The sequence below is a fragment of the Sphingomonas sp. GW821-FHT10F09 genome (genome assembly GCF_058809195.1).
Genome location: NZ_JBXASI010000001.1, coordinates 164,324 through 182,385, shown reverse-complemented (window position 1 = coordinate 182,385; position 18,062 = coordinate 164,324). Strand labels below are relative to the sequence as shown.

Annotated in this window: 18 protein-coding genes and 2 riboswitches; of the genes, 8 read left to right on the top strand and 10 right to left on the bottom strand. The window is 69.6% G+C overall.

Translation table 11 applies throughout. The features are described 5' to 3' along the window. Window positions 1-38: 38 nt before the first annotated feature. Window positions 39-1,568 carry a proline--tRNA ligase gene (gene proS, locus AC1RTO_RS00785; protein ID WP_493159079.1) on the bottom strand — a complete coding sequence of 510 codons (1,530 nt, stop codon included), beginning with the start codon at window positions 1,566-1,568 and terminating at the stop codon, window positions 39-41. Between the two features lie 135 nt (window positions 1,569-1,703). On the opposite strand from proS, the gene AC1RTO_RS00780 reads away from it, so the two are divergent. Beyond that, window positions 1,704-2,603, top strand: a complete 900-nt coding sequence (locus tag AC1RTO_RS00780; RefSeq protein WP_493159078.1) for a DMT family transporter — start codon at window positions 1,704-1,706, stop codon at window positions 2,601-2,603. Here the strand turns inward: AC1RTO_RS00780 and AC1RTO_RS00775 are convergent. The 6 genes from AC1RTO_RS00775 to AC1RTO_RS00750 form a co-directional block, all read right to left on the bottom strand. Beyond that, window positions 2,567-3,115, bottom strand: a complete 549-nt coding sequence (locus tag AC1RTO_RS00775; RefSeq protein ID WP_493159077.1) for a CcdC protein domain-containing protein — start codon at window positions 3,113-3,115, stop codon at window positions 2,567-2,569. The two genes, AC1RTO_RS00780 and AC1RTO_RS00775, sit on opposite strands and share 37 nt — an antisense overlap. A gap of 137 nt (window positions 3,116-3,252) precedes the next feature. Further along, window positions 3,253-4,830, bottom strand: a complete 1,578-nt coding sequence (gene gcvPB / locus AC1RTO_RS00770) for an aminomethyl-transferring glycine dehydrogenase subunit GcvPB (RefSeq protein ID WP_493159076.1) — start codon at window positions 4,828-4,830, stop codon at window positions 3,253-3,255. Continuing rightward, window positions 4,827-6,185, bottom strand: coding sequence for an aminomethyl-transferring glycine dehydrogenase subunit GcvPA (gene gcvPA / locus AC1RTO_RS00765; RefSeq protein ID WP_493159075.1), 1,359 nt, complete (start codon window positions 6,183-6,185; stop codon window positions 4,827-4,829). Before gcvPA ends, gcvPB begins: the two co-directional genes overlap by 4 nt. A 122-nt stretch (window positions 6,186-6,307) precedes the next feature. Next, on the bottom strand, window positions 6,308-6,679 hold the full coding sequence (gene gcvH / locus AC1RTO_RS00760) for a glycine cleavage system protein GcvH (protein ID WP_493159074.1): 372 nt from the start codon (window positions 6,677-6,679) through the stop codon (window positions 6,308-6,310). A gap of 21 nt (window positions 6,680-6,700) precedes the next feature. Further along, window positions 6,701-7,921 carry a glycine cleavage system aminomethyltransferase GcvT gene (gcvT, locus tag AC1RTO_RS00755; protein WP_493159073.1) on the bottom strand — a complete coding sequence of 407 codons (1,221 nt, stop codon included), beginning with the start codon at window positions 7,919-7,921 and terminating at the stop codon, window positions 6,701-6,703. 59 nt (window positions 7,922-7,980) lie between these two features. After that, window positions 7,981-8,087, bottom strand: a riboswitch (glycine riboswitch). Then, a riboswitch (glycine riboswitch) is annotated at window positions 8,088-8,180 on the bottom strand. A gap of 253 nt (window positions 8,181-8,433) precedes the next feature. After that, window positions 8,434-9,069 (bottom strand): hypothetical protein, encoded by a 636-nt coding sequence (locus tag AC1RTO_RS00750; protein WP_493159072.1) that lies wholly within the window; start codon window positions 9,067-9,069, stop codon window positions 8,434-8,436. Between the two features lie 170 nt (window positions 9,070-9,239). On the opposite strand from AC1RTO_RS00750, the gene ispH reads away from it, so the two are divergent. The 3 genes from ispH (at window position 9,240) to rnhA (ending at window position 11,843) form a co-directional block, all read left to right on the top strand. Beyond that, entirely contained in the window at window positions 9,240-10,211 is a 972-nt protein-coding gene (gene ispH, locus AC1RTO_RS00745; RefSeq protein WP_493159071.1) for a 4-hydroxy-3-methylbut-2-enyl diphosphate reductase, read from the top strand. A 220-nt stretch (window positions 10,212-10,431) separates the two neighbouring features. Next, window positions 10,432-11,385, top strand: coding sequence for a homoserine kinase (gene thrB, locus AC1RTO_RS00740; RefSeq protein WP_493159070.1), 954 nt, complete (start codon window positions 10,432-10,434; stop codon window positions 11,383-11,385). After that, window positions 11,382-11,843 carry a ribonuclease HI gene (rnhA, locus tag AC1RTO_RS00735; RefSeq protein ID WP_493159069.1) on the top strand — a complete coding sequence of 154 codons (462 nt, stop codon included), beginning with the start codon at window positions 11,382-11,384 and terminating at the stop codon, window positions 11,841-11,843. The genes thrB and rnhA overlap by 4 nt, the downstream gene beginning before the upstream one ends. Before the next feature lie 95 nt (window positions 11,844-11,938). Here rnhA and AC1RTO_RS00730 read toward each other — a convergent pair whose 3' ends face one another. From AC1RTO_RS00730 to AC1RTO_RS00720, 3 genes are read right to left on the bottom strand one after another with little or no spacing between them, the layout of a single operon-like run. Beyond that, window positions 11,939-12,112 (bottom strand): YegP family protein, encoded by a 174-nt coding sequence (locus AC1RTO_RS00730; protein ID WP_493159068.1) that lies wholly within the window; start codon window positions 12,110-12,112, stop codon window positions 11,939-11,941. 59 nt (window positions 12,113-12,171) lie between these two features. Continuing rightward, window positions 12,172-13,260 carry an NAD(P)/FAD-dependent oxidoreductase gene (locus AC1RTO_RS00725; RefSeq protein WP_493159067.1) on the bottom strand — a complete coding sequence of 363 codons (1,089 nt, stop codon included), beginning with the start codon at window positions 13,258-13,260 and terminating at the stop codon, window positions 12,172-12,174. Continuing rightward, window positions 13,257-14,201, bottom strand: coding sequence for an alpha/beta fold hydrolase (locus AC1RTO_RS00720; RefSeq protein WP_493159066.1), 945 nt, complete (start codon window positions 14,199-14,201; stop codon window positions 13,257-13,259). Before AC1RTO_RS00720 ends, AC1RTO_RS00725 begins: the two co-directional genes overlap by 4 nt. A 73-nt stretch (window positions 14,202-14,274) precedes the next feature. Here AC1RTO_RS00720 and AC1RTO_RS00715 point away from each other — a divergent pair, with 73 nt between their 5' ends. From AC1RTO_RS00715 to AC1RTO_RS00700, 4 genes are all read left to right on the top strand, one after another. After that, window positions 14,275-14,721: an A24 family peptidase gene (locus AC1RTO_RS00715; RefSeq protein WP_493159065.1), complete on the top strand. Its 447-nt coding sequence runs from the start codon at window positions 14,275-14,277 to the stop codon at window positions 14,719-14,721. 78 nt (window positions 14,722-14,799) lie between these two features. Beyond that, on the top strand, window positions 14,800-15,828 hold the full coding sequence (gene cpaB / locus AC1RTO_RS00710) for a Flp pilus assembly protein CpaB (RefSeq protein WP_493159064.1): 1,029 nt from the start codon (window positions 14,800-14,802) through the stop codon (window positions 15,826-15,828). Between the two features lies 1 nt (window position 15,829). After that, on the top strand, window positions 15,830-17,389 hold the full coding sequence (locus AC1RTO_RS00705; protein WP_493159063.1) for a type II and III secretion system protein family protein: 1,560 nt from the start codon (window positions 15,830-15,832) through the stop codon (window positions 17,387-17,389). A 23-nt stretch (window positions 17,390-17,412) separates the two neighbouring features. After that, window positions 17,413-18,060: a CpaD family pilus assembly protein gene (locus tag AC1RTO_RS00700; protein WP_493159062.1), complete on the top strand. Its 648-nt coding sequence runs from the start codon at window positions 17,413-17,415 to the stop codon at window positions 18,058-18,060. The last annotated feature ends 2 nt before the right edge of the window (window positions 18,061-18,062 follow it).

Below are 18,062 nucleotides of genomic sequence, written 5' to 3'. Positions count from 1 at the left end.
GCATGTCCTGCCGTCATCCCCGGGAAGGGTTCGCGCCCTCAATACGCCCGCGCGAGCAGCACCCGCTCCACCGCCGGCTCACCGGTGAACACGCACGCACCCTCGGCCGCGCCCGCATCCGACGGTGCGTTGCGGATCGTCAGCTTGAGCGCCTTCAGCCGCTCGACCACCGCATCCAGCGCCGCGCCGGTCGGCTTCGACCATTGCACCTCGACCCAGCCGGGGGTCTTCACGCCCTCGGCAAAATGCGCCTCGACCGCGGCCCAGTCGGCCGCCGGCACGATGTTCGCCTGCAGCCGTTCGCGCGCCTGTTCGTGGAGCGCGGTCTGAATCGCGGCGAGCAGGCCCGGTGCGTCCGCCTCGAAATCGCCGCGCGGCATGACCTGCGAATCGAGCTTGCCGTCCTCGCGGTACAGGCGGTCGCGGCGGATCACCGAGACGTTGCCGCCCGCCATGTCGCGGCCGCCGATCTCGACGACGATCGGCGCGCCCTTCTTCACCCAGCCCCAGCGCTTGGCCGCCGCCTTGGCGGGCTTGAGGTCGAGCAAGGCGCGCACCGGCTCGCCCAGCGCCGACAGGCCCGCGAGGTTCGACTGGATATCCTTCGCATAGGCGATCAGCGCGTCATCCTCGGGCGTGTCGCGCAGCATCGGCACGATCACGATCTGCCACGGCGCGATCCGCGGCGGCACGCGCAGGCCGTCGTCGTCGCCATGGACCATGATGACGCCGCCGACCATGCGCGTGCTGACGCCCCAGCTCGTCGTGTTCGCCAGTTCGAACTCGCCGCCGGCATTCTGGAACCTGATGTTCTGCGCCCTGGCGAAGTTCGTACCGAGGAAGTGGCTGGTGCCGGCCTGCAGCGCCTTGCCGTCCTGCATCATCGCCTCGATGCTGTAGGTCGCGACCGCGCCGGGGAAGCGCTCGTTCTCCGGCTTCTCGCCCGCGACCACCGGCAGCGCGAGGCAATCCTCCGCGAACGACCGGTACACCTCGAGCATCTTCAGCGTCTCCTCGCGCGCCTCGTCGGCGGTGGCGTGGGCGGTATGCCCTTCCTGCCACAGGAATTCGCTGGTGCGCAGGAACATGCGGGTGCGCATCTCCCAGCGCACGACATTGGCCCATTGGTTGATGAGCACCGGCAGGTCGCGCCACGACTGCACCCAGCGCGCGAAGGCGGTGCCGATCACCGTCTCCGACGTCGGCCGCACGACCAGCGGCTCCTCCAGCTTCGCGGCCGGATCGGGCATCAGCCCGCCCTTGCCGTCGCTCACCAGCCGGTGATGCGTGACGACCGCCATCTCCTTGGCGAAGCCCTCGACATGCTCGGCCTCCTTCTCGAAATAGGAGAGCGGGATGAACAGCGGGAAGTAGCAATTCTCGTGGCCGGTCGCCTTGATCCGGTCGTCGAGCAGGCGCTGGATCCGCTCCCAGATGCCATAGCCCCACGGCCGGATGACCATGCAGCCGCGCACGCCCGATTCCTCGGCGAGGTCGGCCTCCGCGATGACGGACTGATACCAGGCGGCGAAATCGGCGTCGCGCGTGACGGGGAGAGCATGCTTCATGGGGGGCCAAATATCCATATTCCGGATATTTCGCCACTGCGGACTTGCCCCATGGCGGTCTGCCACGCATGCGCGGCTCATGCGACGCACGGGAAAGGGTGAACGCCGGGGCATATCCGGCATGGCGATGACAGCGTGAACGACCGTATCCTGCCCGCGATCGGCCTGCGCCTGCTGTCGGTGGTGTTCTTCGCGCTGATGAACGCCGCGATCAAGCTTGCCGAACAGGCGGGCGCGAGCGTCGTCGAGATCCTGTTCTTCCGCCAGTTCGGCGCGGCTCTGCTCGTCTCCGGCGTGATCCTCGCCGGGCCCGGCCTGCCCTCCGTCGCGACGCGGCGGCTGCCCGCGCATATCGTCCGCGCCGTGGTCGGCCTGTCGGCGATGGCGATGACCTTCAACGGCATCGTCGCGCTGCCGCTCGCCGAGGCGACGACGATCGGCTTCACCGTGCCGATCTTCGCGACCATCCTCGGCGCCGCGGTGCTGCGTGAGCCGACCGGCGCGTGGCGCTGGGGCGCGGTGGCGGTGGGCTTCGCCGGGGTGCTGATCGTCGCGCAGCCCGGCGGCGACCATTTCCCGCTGCGTGGCGCGGGCTTCGCGCTGGCGGGCGCGTTCGGCACCGCCTGCGTCACCATCCTGTTGCGCCAGATCGGCAAGACCGAGGCGGCGCTGACGACGGTCTTCTGGTTCTCGGTCCTGTCCCTCGTGCCGCTGTCGGTCCTCTACGCGCCCGCCGCGCAGGCGCATGGGCCGATCGGCTGGGCGGCGCTGGCGGCGGTCGGCACGCTCGGCGGCTGCGCGCAGATCGCGATGACCAATTCGCTGCGCCTCGGCCCCGTCTCGGTCGTCGTGCCGATGGATTATTCCAGCCTGTTATGGGCGGCGCTGCTCGGCTGGCTGCTGTTCGACACGCTGCCTGCCGCCGCGACCTGGATCGGCGCGCCGGTCATCATCGCCAGCGGTCTGGTGATCGTCTGGCGCGAGGCCGTCCGCCGTCGTCAGGAAACGCTGGCGGCGGTCGCCGAGGTCGCCTGAGCCCCCGACCTCGCAGTCGCCAGCATCCGCCGCCCGCGCAGATACATCTCCAGCCGCTGCGCGGTGAACAGCCCGAGCGCGAGCGCCATCAGGATATCGGTCAGCGCCATCGGGTCGAGTCCCGCCGGCCCGGCGTAGCTGATCGCGCCCTTCGCGCCGCTGCGCACCGCGATCAGCAGCAGGATGAACAGCAACGCCGCGGGCGACGACGTCTGCCCCAGCCGATGCGTGTCGGGATCGAGCGTGATCCGCATCATCTTGCCGCGCTGCCACCCCAGCCCCGCGCCGAGCACCAGCGCGATCAGGCAGAACAGCCACCCCCAGCCCTGCGGCGGAAAGCGCGAAAAGGTGAAACCGATCACCACCGCATAGAGCGTCGGCAGGATCCACAGCCGTTCGAGCTTGAGCGGCCGCACGCGACTCATCCGCTTCCACCGGATCGCCATCACCACCGCGATGACGACCAGCGGGATCGCATAGCTGATCCATCCGCCCACCTGCTGTACCTGCATATGCCGTCCCCCTACCCGCCGGGCGTGAGGGTAACGCGGCAGCGCTCGGGGCGAAAGGGGAACCGCAGACCCTGCCCAATCGACACGTCACCCCGGAACCAGTCCGGGGTGACGGCGAGAATGGGGCTGACGGCTGCTTACTCCGCCGCGGCGGCGAGCGGCGCGTCCTTCCACACCAGCACCGGCTTGCGCGCGGCGAGCGTCTCGTCGAGCCGGCTGCGCGGCGCGAAATGCGGTGCCGATTTCAGCGACGCATCGCCCGCCTTCGCCCGTTCCGCCACCGAGCGCAGCGCGCCGATGAACTGGTCCAGCGCCGCCTTCGATTCGGTCTCGGTCGGCTCGACCAGCATCGCGCCATGGACGACGAGCGGGAAATAGACGGTCATCGGGTGGAAGCCCTCGTCGATCAGCCCCTTGGCGACATCCAGCGTCGAGAAGCCGTCGGCGAGGTTGGCATCCGAGAAGATCGCCTCGTGCATGCACGGCCCCGCGCCCGCGAACGGCGCGTCGAGCGTATCCTCCAGCGAGCGCAACACGTAATTGGCGTTGAGCACCGCATCCTCGGCGACCTGGCGCAGGCCGTCGGCACCGTGGCTGAGGATATAGGTCAGCGCGCGCGTGAACATGCCCATCTGGCCGTGGAAGGCGACCATCCGCCCGAACGTGTCGGGATGGTCGTCACCGGCGGTCTCTTCCTCGATCAGCTGGATATGGCCGTCGGCCATCCGCGCGGTGAAGGGCAGCGGGCCAAACGGCGCCAGCGCCTCCGACAGCACCACCGGCCCCGACCCCGGACCGCCGCCGCCATGCGGGGTGGAGAAGGTCTTGTGCAGGTTGATGTGCATCGCATCGACGCCGAGGTCGCCCGGGCGCACGCGCCCGACGATCGCGTTGAAATTGGCACCGTCGCAATAGACGTAGCCGCCCGCCGCATGGACCGCGTCCGAAATCTCCTTGAGATCGCGCTCGAACAGGCCGCAGGTGTTGGGGTTGGTGATCATCACCGCCGCGACGTCCGGCCCCAGCCGCGCCTTCAGCGCCGCGGTGTCGACGCGCCCTTCCGCGGTCGCGGGAATATCCTCGACCTTGAAGCCGGCGAAGGCGGCGGTGGCGGGATTGGTGCCGTGCGCCGATTCCGGCACCAGCACGACCTTGCGATGCCCCTCGCCGCGCTTTTCCAGCGCCGCCTTGATGCACAGGATGCCGCACAATTCGCCATGCGCACCCGCCTTCGGGCTCATTGCGACGCCGTGCATGCCGGTCAGCTTGATGAGCCACACCGCCAGTTCGTTGATGACCGCCAGCGCGCCCTGCACGGTATCGACCGGCTGGAGCGGGTGGACGTCGGCGAACCCGGGCAGCCGCGCCATCTTCTCGTTCAGCCGCGGATTGTGCTTCATCGTGCAGCTGCCGAGCGGGAACAGGCCGAGGTCGATCGCGTAATTCTGGCGGCTGAGGCGGGTGTAGTGGCGCACCGCCTCCGGCTCGGCGAGGCCGGGCAGGCCGATCGCGCTTTCGCGGAACAGGCCACCCAGCCGGTTGTCCGTGCCGATCTCGCCGCGGTCGGCGAAGTCCACGCCGGTCGTCTCGGTCGAGCCGATCTCGAAGATCAGCGCCTCTTCCAGCATCAGCGCCTTGTTGCCGGTGAAGGTCGGGGCGGCCGTGCCGGTGCCGGCGTTCATCTCGGGGCGCCAGCCGCTCTGGTTGATGCTCATGCCAGTACCTCCTCGAGCGCCGCGGCAAGCGTCTCGACGTCCTCCGCGGTGGTGGTTTCGGTGACCGCGACGATCAGCCCGTTCGCCAGCGCCGCCTGGTCCGGATAGAGCCGGCCCAGCGACACGCCCGCCAGGATGCCGCGATCCGCCAGCGTCCGCACGACGGGGCGCGCCTCGACCGGCAGCTTCAGCGTGAATTCGTTGAAGAAGGTGTCCGTCACCAGCTCGACGCCCGGCACCTTCGCCAGCCGCGCCGCCGCCGCCGCCGCGCCGACATGGTTGATCGCCGCAAGCTGGCGCAGGCCCTTCTCGCCCAGCAACGTCATGTGGATCGAGAAGGCGAGCGCACACAGCCCGGAATTGGTGCAGATGTTCGACGTCGCCTTTTCGCGGCGGATATGCTGCTCGCGGGTCGACAGCGTCAGCACGAAGCCGCGCTTGCCGTCGGCGTCGACCGTCTCGCCGCACAGCCGGCCCGGCATCTGGCGGACATATTTGTCCTTGCAGCCGAACAGCCCGACATACGGCCCGCCAAACTGGAGGCCGACGCCGAGCGACTGACCCTCGCCGACGACGATGTCCGCGTCCATCTCGCCCGGCGACCGGATCGCGCCCAGCGCGACCGGCTCGGTCACCACCGCGATCAGCAGCGCCTTGTTGGCGTGGCAGGCGTCGGCGAGCGGCGTCAGGTCGGCGATGCGGCCGAGGATGTCGGGATATTGCACCACGACGCACGACGTGTCGCCGTCTATCGCGGCGATCAGCGCGTCGATATCGGTGTCCGCGCCCAGCGTCGGCAGCGCGGTTTCGAGCGCGTCGCCGGTGTATTTCGCCATCGTCCTGGCGACGCTGACGTAATGCGGGTGCAGCCCGCCCGACAGGATCGCCTTGCCGCGCCGCGTGATCCGCCGCGCCATGCCGATCGCCTCCCAGCAGGCGGTCGAGCCGTCGTACATCGACGCATTGGCGACGTCGGTGCCGAGCAGGCGCGCGACCTGCGTCTGGAATTCGAACAGCATCTGCAGCGTGCCCTGCGCGATTTCCGGCTGGTACGGCGTATAGGCGGTCAGGAACTCGCCGCGCTGGATCAGGTGATCGACGCTGGCCGGCACGTGATGCCGGTACGCCCCCGCACCGAGGAAGAACGGCACCTCGCCGGCGACCGTATTCTGGCGCGCGAGCGCGGTCATGTGCCGCTCGACCGCCAGCTCGGACGCGTGGTTCGGCAGTCCGTGGACGGGGCCGTCGAGACGGGCGGATTCGGGCACGTCGACGAACAGGTCGTCGATGCTGGCGGCACCGATGACCGACAGCATCGCATCACGGTCGGGCTGGGTAAGCGGCAGGTAGCGCATCAATTACTCCCTAAACCCCTCCCCTTCGGGGGAGGAGCAAGGGGTGGGGGAGGTCTCATCGAGACCAGCGCCTGCGGACAGGCCCCACCCCGACCCCTCCCCCGAAGGAGAGGGGCAAAGACTTACAGCTTCGAGGCGAACGCCGCGTAGGCGGTTTCGTCCATCAGCGATTCGAGCTCCGACGGGTCGCTGAGCGTGATCTTGAAGAACCAGCCCTCGCCCTCGGCATCCGAATTGACCAGCGACGGGTCGTCGACCAGCGCCGCATTGCCCTCGATCACGTTGCCCGACACCGGCGAATAGACGTCCGACGCCGCCTTGACCGATTCGACCACCGCGGCCTCGTCGCCCTTGGCCAGCTGCTTGCCGTCTTCCGGCACGTCGACGAACACGATGTCGCCGAGCTGGCCCTGCGCATATTCGGAGATGCCGACGGTGCCGATGTCGCCATCCACGTCGACCCATTCGTGATCTTCGGTAAAGTAACGGCTCATCTCACTTGCCTCCCAGGATGTTCAAAGCTGCCGGACGTAGCGGTGGGGAACGAACGGCATCGGCACGACCGTCGCCGCATGGATCTTGCCGCGCTGGACCAGCTGCACGGCCGTGCCGGCGGCGGCGAGCGCGGTCGGGATATAGGCCATCGCGATCGGCGCGCCGACGCTGGGGGCGAAGCCGCCGCTGGTGACGCGGCCGATCACCGCACCATCCGCATCGACGACGCTCGCGCCCTCGCGCACCGGCTGGCGCCCGGCGACCGACAGGCCGACGCGCTTCACCGCGGCGCCGTCCGCACGCTCGGCGAGGATGCGCGCCGCACCGGCGAAGTCGGCGGCCTCACGGCGGCGCTTCGACAGCGCGAACCCAAGGTCGGCCATCACCGGCGTCGTCTCGGGATCGAGGTCGTGGCCATACAGCGGCAACCCCGCCTCGAGCCGCAGCGAGTCGCGCGCGCCGAGGCCGATCGGCTTCACTTCCGGCTCGGCACAGATCGCGTCGGCGAAGTCGGCGGCGGCCTCGGCGGGGATCGAGATCTCGACGCCATCCTCGCCGGTATAGCCCGAGCGGCTGATCCACAGCGCATGGCCGTTCCAGTCGAACGCGCCCGCGGTCATGAACACGAGGGTTTCGACGCCGGGGATCAGCCGCGCGACCGCGGCGACCGCCTTCGGCCCCTGCACCGCGAGCAGTGCCTGATCCTCCATCAGGTTCATCGTGATGGCGTCGGGCAGCACGTCGAGCAGATAGGACAGATCGTCATATTTGGTCGCGCCGTTGACGACGACGTAATAGCTCGCCTCGCCGAAGGGATGCGCGCCCTCCTCGGGCAGCCGCGTCGCCATCAGGTCGTCGAGGATGCCGCCCTCGTCGTTGAGCAGCAGCGAATAGCGGATTTTGGTGGGGCCGAGGCCGCCGATATCGCCCGGCAGCACCGCTTCGAGCGCCCTGGCGACGCCCGCCGCATCGATGCCGTCGCCGGTGAAGCCGACCTGGCCCATATGGCTGACGTCGAACAGGCCCGCCGATTCGCGCACCCACAGATGCTCGGCCATGATGCCGTCGTACTGGACGGGCATCTCATAGCCGGCGAACGGCACCATCCGGCCGCCGCGGGCGCGGTGCCAGGCGTCGAGCGGGAGTTGCAGGATCGCGGGCTCGTCGCCTTCGTTCAGGTCGTCGAGCGGGTCGGCCCCGACTAACGTCTCAGCGAGAATGTCTGGCAGCGTATCGCTCATCAACCGTCTCCAAAAAAGGCACGCGACCGAAGCGCGGCCGGGGGCCGCATCCGATCCGTCATACCCCCTCTGTCACGGTGACCTGAGAGCTTTGACCCGATGTCGCGAAACGCCGGGCTTACCCCTTCGGTGGCTCCTCAAAGGAACGCTTTCCAGAGTGTCGATGAGGCGGCGCGCGGTCCGTGGTGCCTGAGAGATTCCGGGGTGGTTGCTCCTTCGGCGGCCTCCTTGTGAAGAGGCTCTCTCCCGCGCGCGCCCATGCCGGTTGCCCGGCATCGACCCGGCGATCTGTGGCGGCGCAGCATGGCTTAGTCAATCGGGAAAGACGCCCATCCTACCCTCTCTCGCAGGGAGGGGCCGGGGGTGGGTCGCGTGCGCGCGATACGGACGCCGTCGAACGCGAGGCGAGCGGTACGCCCGGGCGTCACCAGCCCGCCGGACACCCACGCGTAACCGTCGTCATCCCCACGCAGGCGGGGATGACCAACGACGCGGAGGCTTACGCCGCGACCTTACCGCTGCGCGTTATACTTCAGCTGCTCGTCGGTCAGCTGGAACCCGACCAGCGCCTCGAAGCTCGCCCGCAGGACGGCGGACCGCACCTCGGGCCGCGACAGCGGATCGGTCGCGGCATCCTCGTCGCCCGCCTTGCGCTTGCGGGTCAGCTGTTCGCGCACCTCGTCGGGTAGCGTCGCCGCCGACCGCGCGATCTGCGTCGAGGCGGTGCCGCTCGCCTGCGCGCGTGCCTGCCCGGCGTCGAAGTGGATCGCGATCTGGCCCTTGCGCTTCGCCGTCACCGCCGACCCGCCGCGGACGATCGCGATATAATAAGGCAGCACGATATCGCGCGGACCGTCGGTGCGGGCGCGCCGCGCCGCGACGTCGAAGGTCACCGCGGTCGCGATCTGGTCGCCCGCGTCGTTGCAGGTGCCGCGCACGTTGGTCATGTTCGCCACCACGTCGATCGCGCTCGCATCGCGGCTGGTGACGGGATCGAACAGCGTGATGTCGCCGGTGCCGGCGGCGACGCCGACCGTCGGGCAGGCCGAGCGCACGGCGGTGATGCCGCCTTCCACGATCTCGCCCTTGCCGGCGCACCCGGAGAGGATCAGGCCGAGGGCGGTGAGGCCGAGAAGCGGAGTTTTCACGGAGACGCGTACCTTTGTCGAACGGACGGGATGCGGCGCCGGACGGCTCCGACGGTGCGGCACGCAGCATAGGAACCGGCTGTCGCGGGTGCAAGCAATCGCGTGCTCCCGCGCGCTTGCCCAATCGCGGACTTCCGCGCGCGCGTCCAATCGCGTAGGAGCGCTGCATCATGGCCTCTCTTTCCCAGGTGGACGGCGCGAAGCCGGTCCTCGAGCTGCTGATCGCAGCCCCCCGCGGCTTTTGCGCCGGCGTCGACCGCGCGATCCGCATCGTCGAACTCGCGATCGAAAAGCATGGCGCGCCCGTCTATGTCCGGCACGAGATCGTCCACAACAAGTTCGTCGTCGACACGCTGAAGGCGCAGGGCGCGATCTTCGTCGAGGAACTCGACCAGGTGCCCGACGGCGCGCCGGTCGTCTTCTCCGCGCATGGCGTGCCGAAATCGGTGCCGGCCGCGGCGCAGAACCGCGGCCTCGACTATCTCGACGCGACCTGCCCGCTGGTCTCCAAGGTCCATCGCCAGGCCGAACGCCTCGTCGCGGCGGGCCGTCACATCGTCTTCATCGGCCACGCCGGCCACCCGGAGGTGGTCGGCACCTTCGGCCAGGTGCCCGAGGGCGCGATGTCGCTGATCGAGACGGCCGAGGATGCGGAGCGGTTCACGCCGCCCGATCCCGACAATCTCGCCTTCCTGACGCAGACGACCCTGTCGGTCGACGACACCGCCGCGGTGGTCGCGGTGCTGCAACGCCGCTTTCCCAACATGCAGCCGCCGCGTGGCGAGGACATCTGCTACGCCACCTCCAACCGTCAGGCGGCGGTGAAGGCGATCGCTGCGGCATGCGATGCGATGCTGGTGATCGGCGCGCCCAATTCGTCCAACTCGGTGCGGCTGGTCGAGGTCGCCGAGCGCGAGGGCATCCCCGCGCGGCTGATCCAGCGTGCCGCCGATCTCGACTGGGCGTTCCTCGACGGCGTCGGCACGCTGGGGATCACCGCGGGCGCCTCCGCCCCCGAACTGCTGGTCCGCGAACTCGTCGACCTGCTCGCCACACGCTTCGCGGTGACCGAGCGCGAGGAAGAGACGACGCGCGAGACGATCGCCTTCAAGCTGCCGCGCGGGCTGGAAGCGGCGGCTTGAAGGACTGATTGTCCCGCGAAGATAAGAGGATGCGCGCCGAGGACGCTGGGAAGATAGTCGCGCAGCATCTTCGATCGTCCTCCGGGACGTCGGCTCGAAAGGCGCTCCACGCTGGGACCCGACATCTCCGCGCCTCCGCGCCTTCGCGCGAACATCTGCTTTGCGTCTTCGCGTCTTCGCGTGAACACACCCAACACCGACCAACCGGACAGGACACAGCATGGCCGTCTACACACAGGTGTCCGCCGAGGCGTTGACCGCCTTCCTGCGCCGCTATGACGACGTCGGCGAACTCGTCTCCGCCAAGGGCATCGCGGAGGGGGTCGAGAACAGCAACTACCTCGTCGACACCACCACCAGCCGCTTTATCCTGACGCTGTACGAAAAGCGCGTCGATGCCGGCGACCTGCCCTTCTTCCTCGCCCTGCTCGACCATTGCGCCGCGCGCGGCCTGCCGGTGCCGCCCGCGATCAAGGACCGCGACGGCGTCGCGATCCAGCAGCTGGAGGGCCGCCCCGCCTGCCTGATCCGCTTCCTCAACGGCGTGTCGCTGACCCAGCCGACGCCCGCACAGGCCGCCACCGCCGGTGCTGCACTCGGCGATCTGCATGCCGCGCTCGCCGACTTCGCCGGGGATCGACCCAACAGCCTCGGCATCGCCGACTGGCGGCCCCTGCTCGACCGCTGCGGCAGCGACCTCGACCGGATCGCCCCCGGCCTGTTCGCGCGTATCGACGGCGCGCTCGCCGTGGTCGAGGCGAACTGGCCGCACGCCTTGCCCGCCAGCGTCATCCACGCCGACCTGTTTCCCGACAACGTGCTGATGCTCGGCGCAGAGGTAACCGGACTCATCGATTTCTATTTCGCCTGCCGCGACATCCGTGCCTATGACGTCGCGGTGATGCACACCTCCTGGGCGTTCGATCCGCTGGGCGCGCCGCTCGACGGCGTCGGCCCTGCCCTGCTCGCCGGCTATATGCGGGCGTTCGGCCTGTCCGATGCGGAACGCGCCGCGCTGCCGGTGCTGGCGAAGGGGGCCTGCATCCGCTTCCTGCTGACCCGCGCGTGGGACTGGCTCAACACCCCCGCCGACGCGCTGGTGACGCGCAAGGACCCGCTCGCCTATCTGCGCCGGCTCGACTGGTACGACGCGCATCCGGAGGTTTTCGCATGACCGACCCCGCCCCGCAGCTGGTGGAGATCTCGACCGACGGCGCGTGCAAGGGCAATCCCGGCCCGGGCGGCTGGGGCGCGCTGCTCCGCTTCGGCGGCCACGAAAAGGAATTGTCCGGCGGCGAGACGCTGACCACCAACAACCGGATGGAGCTGACCGCGGCGATCGAGGCGCTGCGCGTGCTGACGCGGCCGTGCAAGATCAGGCTGTCGACCGACAGCAAATATGTGATGGACGGCCTGACCCGCTGGATCCACGGCTGGCGCAAGAACGGCTGGCGCACCGCCGACAAGAAGCCGGTGAAGAACGCCGAGCTCTGGCAGGCGCTGTTCGCGGAGACGCAGAAGCACGATATCGAATGGATCTGGGTCAAGGGCCATGCCGGCAACGCCGACAACGAACGCGTCGACAAGCTGGCGAGCGACGCCGCCGTCGCGGCGGGCCGCGGTACGCTGTGAGCCGTGTTACCCGCTGAGGGGCGGGTTCACCCACCCCGGCCCCGTTCGGAGACGACGGGCTACGGTCGGCAAGGGGCCCGGGCGACCAGCCCCCCTCACTCCTCCTCGACCGGCGCCTCCGGCCCGTTCTTCAGGATCGAGGCGATGGCATTGCGTGCGGAGGCGCGGCTTTCATAGCCTTCGGTCCACCAGATCAATTCGCTGTTGTGCTTGAACTTGGCGACGTAATCGCCGGCCTTGTTCTTCTCGATCACGAACTTGTGCGGCATGTCCTGCTCCTTCTCGTGGCGATACCACGAGGGTAGCAGCATCCGGATCGCGCGCCAGCCTATTCCCGCCCGAACCGCGCCGGGCTGTAGCGCTCCGGATCGACCCCTTCGAATCCGTCCGGCAACGGCCGGCCGAGCAACAGGCTCGCCGCCACCGCGGCGCCCGCGGGCGCGGTCTGGATGCCGAAGCCGCCCTGCCCCGCGCACCAGAAGAAGCCCGGCACCCGCGCATCGAACCCGTAGACCGGCAACCGGTCGGGCGCGAAGCTGCGCAGCCCCGCCCAGCTGCGCTCGACCGCCGCGACGCGCCAGTCGACCACCTGTTCGAACCGGTCGATCGCGATCGCGACATCCAGTTCCTCGGGCGCGGCGTCGCAGGGGTCGACCGGCGTCTCGTCATGCGGGCTCAGCCACAGCCGTCCGCCCGATTCGGGCTTGAAGTAGAAGCGTCCCGATATGTCGGCGACATGCGGCAGCGCATCGGTGGAGGCGGGTTCGGTGCGGATCTGCGCGATCGTGCGTCGATAGGGCTGGATGCCGATCGGCGCCGCGCCGACCCGCGCGGCGATCGGATCGGCCCAGGCGCCCGCCGCATCGACCAGCACCGCCGCGCGATACGTGCCCGACGGCGTGGCGATCGTCCACATGCCGTCCGCGCGCTCCGCCCCCTCCAGGCCGGCACGCGTCGCGATCGTCCCGCCCGCCCGGCGCACCGTCGCCAGATACGCGGCATGCAGCGCGGCGACGTCGATATAGGCGCAGCTCGGCTCCTGCACGCCCAGCGTCCATTCGGGCCGCAGGCCGGGGATGAAGGCGGCCGGATCGACCCGCGCCAGCGCCACCGCCGTCCCCTCGAACGCCGCGAGGAACGCGTCGATCCTCGCCGCATCCTCCGCCCGCCCGATGTGCAGCGAGCCGAGCGGCTGCAGGACGCCGCCGTCGCGCAGCGCCGCCTCCGACGCGCTGGTCAGCGGCTGGATGCCCGGACCGCCATAGGTTTCCGACCAGAAGGCCGCCGAGCGCCCGGTCGCGTGATAGCCCGCCTGATCCTCCGCCTCGAGCAGCAGCACGCGCGCATGCGGCGCGACCGCGGCGGCGAGGCTGGCCCCGGCGATCCCCGCGCCGACGATGGCGATGTCGTAGGTCATGCATGTCCGTCCAGAAAAGCGTCGATCAGTCCATAGGCGCGCAGCCGCACCGCGTCGTCCTCGCGCAGGATCTCATGCGCCGATTCGGGGCCGAAGCGCACCAGCTCTGCGTTCGGCAGCCTGCGGGCCAGCCGCACCGCCGCGCCGCTGTCGACCAGCCCGTCGGCGTCGGCGACGAGCATCAGGATCGGCGTCGTCAGCGTCGCGAGGCGCGGATCGACCTGCAACCGCGCGCCCGAGGCGAACGCCTCCAGCACCCACGCCCAGCTCGGCGGACCGAGCAGCAGCGACGGGTCGCGCGCATACCAGACGGCCTCGTCCGCATAGCGATCGCGCGAATGGGTGAGCAATCGTTCGCGATGGCCGGCGGACTTCGCATCGCTGCGCACCTTCCACGCGCCGCGCGCCGGATCGCCGAGCCGCGTCATCAGCCGCGCCACGCGCAGTCCGGCCCCCGCACCCAGCGGCGAGCGCACGCCGACCATCGGCGCGACCAGCACCGCGGCATCGGGATCGACCCCGCCGTCCAGCATCGCACGCAGCGCCAGATGGCCGCCCATCGAATGCGCCAGCAGCATCGCCGGCCCCGTATCCTCGCCCGTTCCTTCGCTACGCCACGCCTGCCAGAAGGCGGTGAGGTCCGCGACCCAGGGATCGAAGCTGGCGGCATGGCCGACGTGCGGATCGGCGCCGAGCCGCCCCGACCCGCCCTGCCCGCGCCAGTCGAACGCGGTCACCGACCAGCGCTGCCCGTGCAGATGCGCGATCGTCTCCAGATACTTTTCGATGATGTCGGCGCGCCCGCCCTGGACGAGGATGCGCCCCCGCGACTCGGGATGCGGCCAGTCGAACCGCCGATGCGACCAGCCATCGGGCGCGACCCAGCGGGACAGGCGCGATTCGGCCGCCATGTCGCGGCGCAGGCTGACGGGATCGGTCATCTTCCCGGATGGTTACGTTTTCGCAAGCCATCGCGTCTACCTGTTCCGTCCGATGGGGTGGGACAATCTTTCTATGGTGGCGCTGGTCGTCATCCTTGCCGCGCTGCTGCTGTCGGCGGGGATCGAGGACGTCCGCACGCGTGAGATCGCCAATGCGAAGAACGCCGCCATCGCGCTGCTCGCGCCCCTGTGGTGGTGGGCGAACGGCCTCGGCTGGGGCGACGTCGGTATCCAGTTGCTGGTCGCGGGCATCGTCTTCGCGGTGTTCGTCGGCGCCTTCGCCTGCGGCTGGATGGGCGGCGGCGACGTCAAGATGATCGCCGCGCTGGCGCTGTGGCTGCCGCCCGGCGGGCTGCTCCAGATGCTGGTAGTGATGTCGGTGCTCGGCGGCGCGATCACCGTCGCGCTGATGCTGGAGCGTCGCTGGCAGCGGCGAATCGGCGCGATCGAGGTTCCCTATGGCGTCGCGATCGCCGCCGCAGCGCTGCTGGCGCTCCCGGCGACGCTCGCGCCGCAATGAGACGAACCGGATTTTAACCACTTAGAACCAATGATTAGCGCAGGTTCAACACCGGTGCGCTGAAAGGCCCGATGAGACATGGATAGTCGCAAGATCGTTTTGCTGGTGGGCGCGTTGTTCGTGGCCGGCATCACGGCATTCTTCGCCCGCACCCTCATCGCAGGGTCCTCGGCGCCGCAGGCCGCCGCGATGGGGCCCGTCGCGCCGCCGCCGGTCACCGGTCCCGAAGTGCTGGTCGCGACCCGCGCGCTGCCGGTCGGCACCATCCTCGATGCGACCGCGCTGAAGTTCCAGCCGTGGCCGCAGGAGCTGGTCGACGGTGCCTATTACCTGAAGGCCGGCACCGACCTCAGCAAGCTGCTCGGCACGGTGGTGCGCAACGCGGTCACCGCCGGCCAGCCGGTCACCAAGGGCGCGCTCGTCTCGCCTGGCGACCGCGGCTTCCTCGCGGCGGCGCTCGGACCGGGGATGCGGGCGGTCACCGTCAGCGTCTCCAGCCAGGCGGCGGTCGCGGGCTTCGTCTTTCCGGGCGACCGCATCGACCTCGTGTTGACGCAGACCGTCGCGGGCGGCGGCGAAGGCCAGCCGCTCAAGGTGTCGGAGACGATCATGCGCAACGTCCGCGTGCTCGCCACCGACCAGCGCACCGACAATACGGTGGGCGAGGACGGCAAGAGCCGGGTCAGCACCTTCTCGACGGTGACGCTGGAGGCGACGCCGCGGATGGCCGAACAGCTCGCGGTCGCGCGGACAATCGGCGAACTGTCGCTGTCGCTGCGCGCGCTCGCCGACAATTCGTCCGAGCTCGAGGAGGCGATCGCCAGCGGCGCCGTCTCGGTGGCGAACGGCGATCCCAAGGCCGAGAAGGCGATGATGCTCCGCGTCGCGACGCAGCCGCAGGTCGGCAGCGCCAGCTTCGCGACCGGTGGCGACGTCTCGCGTTACCAGCGCAGCACGGTGCCGGCCAAGGCGAGCGACTCGATGTCCGGCGTGCCGATGGCCGGCAATGCCACGCCCGGCGCGGCACCCGCCGCGATCCAGGGCCCCGTCGTGCGCGTCGCGCGCGGCAACAGCGTGACCGTGGTTCCGGTCGGGGGGAAGAATTAAGATGCGCACCACCTTTGCGTCCCTGAACGGCGCGGCGCTCGCGGCCGCGCTTGCCGCCGCGGCGGTCGCCGGGATGGCGGATGCCCGGCCGGCCGGCCGCAGCACCGCGATCGGCAGCTCGTCGGTCGTCCAGATCAACACCGGTCGCGGCCGGCTCGTGACGCTCGCCCGCCCGATGAGCGACGTGTTCATCGCCGACGAGACGATCGCCGACGTCCAGGTCCGCTCGCCGACCCAGCTTTACATCTACGGCAAGAAGACCGGCGAGACGACGATCTCCGCCACCACGCGGAGCGGCGCAGTCGTCTATGCGACCACCGTCCGGGTCGGCCAGAACCTCGATTCGATCGACGCGATGCTGCAGCTGGCGATGCCCGATGCGCAGCTGACCGCGACCCCGATGAACGGCCTCGTGCTGCTCACCGGCACCGTCGCCGGGCCGGGCGACGCGGCGGAAGCCGAACGGCTGGTCCAGGCCTATGTCGGCGATGCGACCAAGGTGCTCTCGCGCTTGCGCACCGCGACGCCGTTGCAGGTCAACCTGCAGGTCCGCATCGCCGAGGTGAGCCGCAGCTTCATCAAGAACGTCGGCGTCAACCTGCAGTCGTTCGACTCGTCGGGCGGCTTCCAGTTCGGTATCGGTCAGGGCCGTGGCGCTGCGCAATATGCGCCGGGCGGCGGCTTGTTCGTTAACACGACGACCGCCTCGGCGGGAACCACGAGCCTCGCGACCGCGGGCGCGACGACGCTGGGGCTGGCGGGCAAGCTGCTCGGCGTCAACCTGCTCAGCGCCATCGATCTCGGCGAGACAACGGGCCAGGTGACGACGCTCGCCAACCCCAACCTCACCGCGCTATCAGGGGAAACCGCGACCTTCCTGGCGGGTGGTGAAGTTCCGATCCCGATCGCGCAGGGACTCGGCGCCGTATCGGTCGAATACAAGCAATATGGCGTCAGCCTCGCCTATACGCCGACGGTCCTGTCGGACGGCCGCATTTCGCTGCGCGTCCGCCCCGAAGTATCGCAGCTCGATTATTCGAATGCGGTGACGCTCAGCGGCACCCGCGTCCCCGGCATCACCAGCCGCCGCGCGGAGACGACGCTGGAACTCGGCTCCGGGCAGAGCATGATGATCGGCGGCCTTCTCCAGAACAGCCACAACAACAACATTCAGAAGACGCCGTTCCTCGGCGACCTGCCGATCATCGGATCGCTGTTCCGGTCGAACGGCTTCCAGCGCAACGAGACCGAGCTGGTCATCATCATCACGCCCTATCTGGTGAAGCCGGTGAACAGCCCGTCGCAGATCGCGCTGCCGCACGACGGCTATCGCGCACCCGGCGATGCCGCGCGCATCCTGATGGGCGAACTCGGCAGCGGTGGTGGCGGCCCGCGGCCGGTGCCGACGATGGTGCCCGGCCGTTCCGGTCCCGCGCCGGCGCTGAGTGCGGTCGCGACCGTTCCCGCCGTGCCGCGCCGCGACGTGCCCGTCGCCGCCGCGGATCCCCGTTCCTCTTCGAAGAAGAAGGGTGCGGCGCCCGCACCCGGCTTCTCCAACTGATGTCTGCGAAGGACATGGCTGCGATGACCAAGCGTTCGATCCTCCTTGCCACGCTCGCCGCCCCGGCGCTGCTGCTCGGCGGCTGCATGGGTACCGAAAACCGCGGAGTGGAATCGGTCCACCAGCCGGTCGTGACCAGCCACGACTATGCGCTCGACCTCGCCACCGCGGGCAGTCGTCTTGCCCCGGGCGAGAACCGCCGCCTCGCCGGCTGGATGAACGCCATGCACCTCGGCTTCGGCGATCGCGTCGCGATCGATGCGGGCGCCGATGCGGGATATAACAACGGCCCGGCGCGCGACGAGATCGCGGGCGTCGTCGCCAGCTACGGCCTGCTCCTGTCCGAGGACACGCCGGTGACCAACGCACCGGTCACCGCCGGCACGCTGCGCGTCGTCGTGAGCCGGATGCGCGCGAGCGTTCCTGGCTGCCCCGACTGGAGCCGCAATTCGAGCAGCGAGTTCGACGCCAGCACGTCGTCCAACTTCGGTTGCGCGATCAACACCAATCTTGCCGCGATGATCGCGCGACCGGGCGATCTGGTCCGCGGCGCCGATCCCGAGACGGTCGCGGACACGGCGCTGAACACGAAGGCGATCGACGCCTATCGCAAGAAGCCCGCCACCGGCGCCGGCGCGCTCGAGCAAGTCAGCGCCAAGGGGGGCAACTGACC

What these genes read in the sequence shown, in the direction of transcription:
- AC1RTO_RS00730 (WP_493159068.1), bottom strand. Translation starts at nt 12,112, where the DNA reads ATGCCGCACAAGTTCGTGATCGAGAAGAACAAGGCCGGCGATTACGTC.
- proS (WP_493159079.1), bottom strand. Translation starts at nt 1,568, where the DNA reads ATGAAGCATGCTCTCCCCGTCACGCGCGACGCCGATTTCGCCGCCTGG.
- thrB (WP_493159070.1), top strand. Translation starts at nt 10,432, where the DNA reads ATGGCCGTCTACACACAGGTGTCCGCCGAGGCGTTGACCGCCTTCCTG.
- ispH (WP_493159071.1), top strand. Translation starts at nt 9,240, where the DNA reads ATGGCCTCTCTTTCCCAGGTGGACGGCGCGAAGCCGGTCCTCGAGCTG.
- gcvPB (WP_493159076.1), bottom strand. Translation starts at nt 4,830, where the DNA reads ATGAGCATCAACCAGAGCGGCTGGCGCCCCGAGATGAACGCCGGCACC.
- AC1RTO_RS00775 (WP_493159077.1), bottom strand. Translation starts at nt 3,115, where the DNA reads ATGCAGGTACAGCAGGTGGGCGGATGGATCAGCTATGCGATCCCGCTG.
- AC1RTO_RS00725 (WP_493159067.1), bottom strand. Translation starts at nt 13,260, where the DNA reads ATGACCTACGACATCGCCATCGTCGGCGCGGGGATCGCCGGGGCCAGC.
- AC1RTO_RS00705 (WP_493159063.1), top strand. Translation starts at nt 15,830, where the DNA reads ATGCGCACCACCTTTGCGTCCCTGAACGGCGCGGCGCTCGCGGCCGCG.
- gcvH (WP_493159074.1), bottom strand. Translation starts at nt 6,679, where the DNA reads ATGAGCCGTTACTTTACCGAAGATCACGAATGGGTCGACGTGGATGGC.
- AC1RTO_RS00720 (WP_493159066.1), bottom strand. Translation starts at nt 14,201, where the DNA reads ATGACCGATCCCGTCAGCCTGCGCCGCGACATGGCGGCCGAATCGCGC.
- AC1RTO_RS00715 (WP_493159065.1), top strand. Translation starts at nt 14,275, where the DNA reads ATGGTGGCGCTGGTCGTCATCCTTGCCGCGCTGCTGCTGTCGGCGGGG.
- gcvPA (WP_493159075.1), bottom strand. Translation starts at nt 6,185, where the DNA reads ATGCGCTACCTGCCGCTTACCCAGCCCGACCGTGATGCGATGCTGTCG.
- cpaB (WP_493159064.1), top strand. Translation starts at nt 14,800, where the DNA reads ATGGATAGTCGCAAGATCGTTTTGCTGGTGGGCGCGTTGTTCGTGGCC.
- gcvT (WP_493159073.1), bottom strand. Translation starts at nt 7,921, where the DNA reads ATGAGCGATACGCTGCCAGACATTCTCGCTGAGACGTTAGTCGGGGCC.
- AC1RTO_RS00700 (WP_493159062.1), top strand. Translation starts at nt 17,413, where the DNA reads ATGACCAAGCGTTCGATCCTCCTTGCCACGCTCGCCGCCCCGGCGCTG.
- rnhA (WP_493159069.1), top strand. Translation starts at nt 11,382, where the DNA reads ATGACCGACCCCGCCCCGCAGCTGGTGGAGATCTCGACCGACGGCGCG.